The sequence below is a fragment of the Candidatus Methylomirabilota bacterium genome, from assembly GCA_036001065.1.
Lineage (GTDB): Bacteria > Methylomirabilota > Methylomirabilia > Rokubacteriales > CSP1-6 > MNEF01.
Genome location: DASYUQ010000161.1, coordinates 1 through 6,289 on the forward strand (window position 1 = coordinate 1; position 6,289 = coordinate 6,289).

Below are 6,289 nucleotides of genomic sequence, written 5' to 3' on the forward strand. Positions count from 1 at the left end.
CGTCGTGGAGGAGCGCTTCCCGGCCGTCTGGGTCGAGGGCGAGATCTCCAACTTCCGGCTCTACGGCTCCGGCCACGCCTACTTCACGCTCAAGGACGAGAGCGCGCAGCTCCGCGCCGTGCTCTTCCGTAACCGCGCGCGGCGCCTGCGCTTCGAGCCCGGCGACGGGCAGCACGTGCTGGCTTTCGGCAGCCTCGAGGTCTACGCCCAGCGGGGCGAGTACCAGTTCGTCGTCGAGCTGCTGGAGCCGCGCGGGCTGGGCGCCCTCCAGCTGGCCTTCGAGCAGCTCAAGGCGCGCTTAGGCGCTGAAGGTCTATTCGATCCGGCGCGCAAGCGGCCGCTGCCGCGCTTTCCTCGCAAGATCGGCATCGTGACCTCGCCCAGCGGCGCCGCGCTCCGCGACATGCTGCGCGTCATCGGGCGCCGCTTCGCGGGCCTCCACATCGTCATCACGCCCGCGCGGGTTCAGGGCGAGGGGGCGGCGGCGGAGATCGCCCAGGGCCTGGCCGATCTCAACGCGCTGGGCGACGTGGACGTCATCCTCGTGGGGCGGGGCGGCGGCTCGCTGGAGGACCTCTGGGCCTTCAATGAGGAGGTCGTGGCCCGCGCCATCGCCGCCTCCAAGGTCCCGGTCATCTCCGCGGTGGGCCACGAGGTGGACTTCACCATCGCCGACTTCGTCGCCGACGTCCGCGCGGCGACACCCTCGAACGCGGCGGAACTGGTCGTCAGCGAGAAGCAGGCGGTCGCGGCGGCGCTCCTCGATCTCGGGGAGCGCCTCCAGCGCGCCGTCGCGCGCCCGCTGCGCGATCTGGAGCGCCGGGTCGACGACGCCGGCATCCGCCTGCGCCTCGCCGCCGGCGCGGCTCACCGCCGCGCCGCCCATCGTGTCGAGCTCCTGACGGCGCGCCTGCGGGCGGCCAGCCCGTTCGTGCGGCTGGCCGACGGCCGCCATCGGCTGGAGGGCCTGCACGCCCGCGCGCACGGCGAGATCGCGCGGCGACTGGTCGCCTGCCGCCACCAGCTGGCCGGCGCGGTCGGGCGCCTGGATTCGCTCTCGCCGCTGGCGGTCCTGGGGCGCGGCTACAGCCTCACCCGCACGCCGGAAGGGGGCATCGTGAGGAGCGCGCGCCAGGTCCGGGCCGGCGACGCCCTGAGCGTCCTGCTGCACGAAGGGAGCCTCGACTGCCGCGTCGAGCGCACGAGGGAGCGTGATGAGCGACCTCAAGTTTGAGGACTGCCTGGCCCGTCTCGAGCAGATCGTGAACGCGCTCGAGTCCGGCAACCTGCCGCTCGAGGAGTCGCTCAAGGTCTTCGAGGAGGGCGTGGCGCTGACCCGGCGCTGCGGGAAGTATCTGGACGAGGCGGAGCGCAGGATCGAGATCCTGGCCAAGGACGAGGCGGGGACGCTGGGCACGAAGCCCTTCACGGAGTGGGAGCCCGAAGGCGAAGCGTGAGCGATTTCGACCTGCCGCACTACCTGAGCGAGCGCCGCAAGCTCGTCGACGAGGCGCTGGAGCGCTTCCTGCCGGCCGAGGACGCGGCGCCGCCGACCGTGCATCGGGCCATGCGCTACAGCGTGCTGGCCGGCGGCAAGCGGCTGCGCCCGATCCTCGTCATCGCCGGGGCCGAGGCGGTGGGCGGCAGCGCCGAGCTGGTCCTGCCCACTGCCGGCGCGCTGGAGCTGATCCACACGTACTCGCTGATCCACGACGATCTGCCGGCAATGGACGACGACGACTACCGCCGGGGGCGCCTCACCAATCACAAGGTCTTCGGCGAGGCGATGGCCATCCTGGCCGGCGACGCGCTACTGACGCTCGCCTTCAAGCTCGTCGCCGGCAACGCCGCCCAGGGGGCCGGCGCGCGGGTCATCTGCGACGTCGTGGCCGAGATCGCCGCCGCCGCCGGCACCGGGGGCATGGTCGGCGGACAGGTGGTGGACATCGAGTCCGAGGGCAAGACGATCACCGTCGAGGCCCTCGACTACATCCACACCCACAAGACGGCGGCGCTCATCCGCGCCTCGCTGCGGGCCGGCGCGATGCTGGCGGGGGCCAAGCCGAACGCGCTCCGGGCGATCACCGACGCCGGCGACCGGCTCGGGCTGGCGTTCCAGATCGTGGATGATATCCTCGACGTCGAAGGCAGCCTCGAGGAGCTGGGGAAGACCGCCGGCAGCGACGAGCGCAAGCGCAAGGCGACCTATCCGGCCCTGTACGGCCTCGAGGCCTCGCGGGCGCGGGCCCGCGCCCTCATCCAGGAGGCGAAGCTGGCACTGCGGCCCCTCGGCCCGCGCAGTGAGCCGCTCCGCGCGCTGGCCGACTTCATCCTCGAGAGGAGATCCTGAGTGTCGGCGATCACCGGCGTCTTCGCCCGCGAGATCCTCGACTCGCGGGGCTCCCCGACCGTCGAGGTGGAGGTGCAGCTCGAGTCCGGCGCCTGGGGACGGGCGGCGGTGCCCTCCGGCGCCTCCACCGGCAAGCGCGAGGCCGTGGAGCTGCGCGACGGCGACAGCCAGCGCTACCGCGGCAAGGGCGTGCAGCAGGCGGTCAAGAACGTCGAGGAGACGATCGCGCCCGAGATCGACGGCATGGAGGCCACCGAGCAGGTGCAGGTCGATCAGGCGCTCCTGGAGCTGGACGGCACGCCCAACAAATCCTCGCTGGGCGCCAACGCGATCCTGGCCGTGTCGCTGGCGGTGGCCCGGGCGGCCTCCGACGACGTCGGCCTGCCGCTCTATGCCTACCTGGGCGGCCCGGGGGCGCGCCTGCTCCCGGTGCCGCTCATGAACGTGATCAACGGCGGCGCCCACGCGGACAATGGGCTCGACATCCAGGAGTTCATGCTGGTGCCCGCCGGCGCCGAGAACTTCTCGACGGCGCTCCGGATGGGCGTGGAGTGCTTCCATGCGCTCCGGGATCTGCTGAAGGAGAAGGGGTTGTCGACCGGCGTGGGCGACGAGGGCGGCTTTGCCCCCGCGCTCACCTCCAACACCGCCGCGCTCGAGCTCTTCATGCAGACCATCGAGCGGGCGGGCTACCGGCCGGGCGAGGACGTCTTCATCGCGCTCGACGTGGCGGCCAGTGAGCTGGCCGAGGCCGGAGGGCGCTACCGCCTGACCCGCGAGAAGGCCGTACGCACCAGCGACGAGATGATCGCCATGTACGAGACGCTCTGCCAGCACTACCCGGTCGTCTCCATCGAGGACGGCCTCGGCGAGGACGACTGGGGCGGCTGGGGCAGCCTCACCCGCCGCCTGGGCTCCCGCATTCAGCTGGTGGGCGACGACCTCTTCGTCACCAGCCCGGCCATCATCCAGCAGGGGATCAAGAACGGCGTCGCCAACGCCGTGCTGATCAAGGTGAACCAGGTCGGCACGCTCACCGAGACGCTGCAGGCGATCGAGCTGGCCAAGCGCGCGGGCTACGGCACCATCATCTCCCACCGCTCGGGCGAGACCGAGGACACCTTCATCGCCGATCTGGCCGTCGCCGTCAACGCGGGTCAAATCAAGACCGGCTCCCTGGCCCGCAGCGAGCGCACCGCAAAGTACAACCAGCTGCTGCGAATCGAGGAGGAGCTGGGCCACGCCGCCTCCTTCCCCGGCCGCAGCCTCTACACGCGCGTGGCCCGGTGAGCCGCCGCCTCCTGGGCACCGGCGTGGCCGTGCTGTTCGGGATCCTCCTGGGCGTGTACGGCATGGGCGGCCTGCTGCGCATCCAGCAGATGCACCGCGAGATCGAGGTGGCCGAGCGCGACATTGCGGCTCTCCGCGTCCAGACCGAGAAGCTGACGCGGACGATCGACCGGCTCCGCAACGACCCCGCCTACATCGAGAAGCTCGGCCGCGAAGAGCATGGCCTCGTCCGGGAGGGCGAGACCATCTTGAAGTTCCCGCCCAAGCCGAAGTAACCTTTCCGACCGCGGCCATGGACTGGTTCTGGATGACACTCTTCGCCGTCTCCTCGTTTTTCAACGGCCGCGCCGCTTTCAAGCTCCTCCTCGACCTGAAGGGCATGCTCACCACCTGTCGCTTCGTCGAGGAGGCCTACGCCGGGGTGGAGGCGCTGCCGGACGAGACCGCGCTCGAACGCGAGCCGGCGGCGCCCGTATTCGTGCACCTGGTGCCGGCCTGGGAGGAGCCCGCGATCGCGACGACGGTGCGCACGCTCCTGGGCTCGCGCTATCCGCATGGCAAGCTCCATGTCGTCGTCGTCACCAAGGAAGGGGAGGAGCGGTCGCCGCACCCGCTCATGGAAGCGTCGACGGCCGAGCTGGTGCGCCGCTTCCGCGCCGACCTGCCCCCCTGGCAGCAGAAGATGCTCTCGCTCCTGGTGATGCCGGGCGACGGCCGGAAGGCGCACCAGCTCAACTGGGCGCTACGGCCGGAGTTCCTCGGCCCGCTGCTCAACGGCCACCACGACCCGGGCCGGATCTACGTGGGCGTGAGCGACGCAGACTCGGTCCCCGATCCGAACGTCTACCGCTGGATCGCCGCCGACATCATCGAGCGGGGCGGGAGCCACGCCTACCAGGGGGTCGCGCTGTCGCTGGCCAACTTCGACCGCCTCGATCAGCGCGGGCGCGTCTGCGCCATCCAGCAGTCGTCCATCTTCATCCGCGTGTCGATCGCGCGGCTCATCAATGAGCGCCGACGCGTGAACTGGTTTGCGGCGTTCTCTCGGCGGGCACCGCGTGTCGCGAGGGTCGTGAGACCATTGTTCGACTTCTGCTTCCGGCGCTCGCAGATCTGCCTCGGCCACAACCAGTTCGTCCGCCTCGACACGCTGCAGGCCCTGGGCGGGTTTCCGACCTCGGGCGCGACCGAGGACTCCACGCTGGGCTACGCGCTGGGCGCCCGCGGGGTCCTCATGGCGCCCCTGCCGATGCTGGAGCTGAACGACCTGCCGGAGACGAGCGAGAAGATGGTCCGGCAGAACGCGCGCTGGTACAAGGGCGTGCTCGACGACATCGCCTTCCTGCGGCGGACGCGGCGCGCGCACCGCACGGCCTACGACGCGGCCCAGCTCCTGCGCCACGTCGGCAACAAGGTGATCGAGTGGCCCCTCGCTGCGCTCGTCTATCCCCTCGTCGGGTTCCTCGGCTGGCACCTGGCCTACCGCTTCGCCGACCACCCGCTGCTGTTCGTACTGGGCATCGCGTTCCCGTCCGTGTCGCTGGGGCTCACCATCTGGGTGGGCGGCATCGTCACCCAGGATCTCATCGAGAGCCTGAGCCCCTACTTCCCGCGCCCGGTGAACATCCGGCGCACGTCGCTCAAGGCGAAAGTCTGGGGGATCTTCCGATGTCAGACCTACTGGCTGCTGGCCACCCGGGGGGCGTGGCGCGTCCTCCTGGCCCTGGCCCGCAGCGGCCGCTTCGACCCCGCGAAGACCGACCGCGTCGTCCGTGCCTAGGTTCGCCGGCGTGACGATCGTGCGCCTGACCCTGATGCTCCTGGCCGCCGGGTTGGCGGTGGGCTGCACCGTCGCGCGCGGTTCGCGCCCGGACGATCCCGGCGTCATCGGCGCCGTCATCACCTACATCGACGTGTACGACGGCTACATGGTGGTCGAGTGGCCGGGCGGTCGCAGTACGATCTCGATGGACAGGCGCGCGCTCTACCAGTACCGGATCGGCGACGACGTCGCCCTCGACAGCGCCCTTCGTCCTATTCCGCGCCGCTAGTGCCGTTCCAACTTGTTGATACTAAATCTGTCCACGAACGACGTACACGGTGCCTTCCTAGGCGAGAATAGTTGGAACGGCACTAGCAGACGGGGGCTCGACGCCCCCCACCTCAGTTCTTTACGTTCACCGTCCGGCTGGCCGAGCCGGTCTTGCCGGTGGCGTCCGTCACCGTCGCCTTCATGGTGCGAAGGCCGTTGGGGAAGTTCAGGCTGTTCCAGGCCATGGTGACGTGAACGCCGCTCGTCGTCTGCCTCGCCACCACCGTGCCATCCACCGTCAGGACGAAGGTGTTCGAGGTGCCCGACGCGCCCTCCACCCAGATGTCGACCCAGATCGTCCCGCCCAGCGTCGCGCCCTCGGCCGGCCTGGTGAAGATCACCTTGAGGCCGGTCGTCGTCCCATTCGCGACGGTCACCTCTTCGAAGCGCTCAACGTCCTCACGGGCAAGCTCGAGCCGGCGAGCATCTGAGGCGAGCGGTTGACACGTCCGGGGGTGTCGGGTACTCTTCGCTGGTCACCGCGGGGTGGAGCAGCCCGGTAGCTCGTTGGGCTCATAACCCAAAGGTCGCTGGTTCAAATCCAGCCCCCGCAACCA

8 protein-coding genes and 1 tRNA gene are annotated in these 6,289 nt (G+C 70.3%); 8 read left to right on the forward strand and 1 reads right to left on the reverse strand.

What is annotated here, in order from left to right:
- The 7 genes from xseA to VGV13_15565 form a co-directional block, all read left to right on the forward strand.
- The coding region (gene xseA / locus VGV13_15535; GenBank protein HEV8642504.1) for an exodeoxyribonuclease VII large subunit at positions 1 to 1,234 on the forward strand (1,234 nt) is incomplete at its 5' end.
- Positions 1,215 to 1,457: an exodeoxyribonuclease VII small subunit gene (locus tag VGV13_15540; protein ID HEV8642505.1), complete on the forward strand. Its 243-nt coding sequence runs from the start codon at positions 1,215 to 1,217 to the stop codon at positions 1,455 to 1,457. The genes xseA and VGV13_15540, both read left to right, overlap by 20 nt.
- Entirely contained in the window at positions 1,454 to 2,350 is an 897-nt protein-coding gene (locus VGV13_15545; protein ID HEV8642506.1) for a farnesyl diphosphate synthase, read from the forward strand. The genes VGV13_15540 and VGV13_15545 overlap by 4 nt, the downstream gene beginning before the upstream one ends.
- Positions 2,351 to 3,640 (forward strand): phosphopyruvate hydratase, encoded by a 1,290-nt coding sequence (eno, locus tag VGV13_15550; GenBank protein ID HEV8642507.1) that lies wholly within the window; start codon positions 2,351 to 2,353, stop codon positions 3,638 to 3,640.
- Positions 3,637 to 3,915, forward strand: coding sequence for a septum formation initiator family protein (locus VGV13_15555; protein HEV8642508.1), 279 nt, complete (start codon positions 3,637 to 3,639; stop codon positions 3,913 to 3,915). The genes eno and VGV13_15555 overlap by 4 nt, the downstream gene beginning before the upstream one ends.
- 17 nt (positions 3,916 to 3,932) lie before the next feature.
- A complete protein-coding gene (locus VGV13_15560; GenBank protein ID HEV8642509.1) occupies positions 3,933 to 5,420 on the forward strand; it encodes a glycosyltransferase in 1,488 nt (495 codons plus the stop codon).
- 10 nt (positions 5,421 to 5,430) lie between these two features.
- Positions 5,431 to 5,691 carry a hypothetical protein gene (locus VGV13_15565; GenBank protein HEV8642510.1) on the forward strand — a complete coding sequence of 87 codons (261 nt, stop codon included), beginning with the start codon at positions 5,431 to 5,433 and terminating at the stop codon, positions 5,689 to 5,691.
- Positions 5,692 to 5,803: 112 nt separating this feature from the next.
- On the opposite strand, the gene VGV13_15570 is transcribed toward VGV13_15565, so the two are convergent.
- Positions 5,804 to 6,109, reverse strand: coding sequence for a hypothetical protein (locus VGV13_15570; GenBank protein ID HEV8642511.1), 306 nt, complete (start codon positions 6,107 to 6,109; stop codon positions 5,804 to 5,806).
- Between the two features lie 103 nt (positions 6,110 to 6,212).
- Between VGV13_15570 and VGV13_15575 the strand changes: the two genes are divergently transcribed.
- A tRNA-Met gene (locus VGV13_15575) sits at positions 6,213 to 6,289 on the forward strand.

Excerpts from the sequence above, each read along its gene's own strand:
- VGV13_15540 (HEV8642505.1), top strand. The coding sequence starts at position 1,215 with ATGAGCGACCTCAAGTTTGAGGACTGCCTGGCCCGTCTCGAGCAGATC.
- VGV13_15560 (HEV8642509.1), top strand. The coding sequence starts at position 3,933 with ATGGACTGGTTCTGGATGACACTCTTCGCCGTCTCCTCGTTTTTCAAC.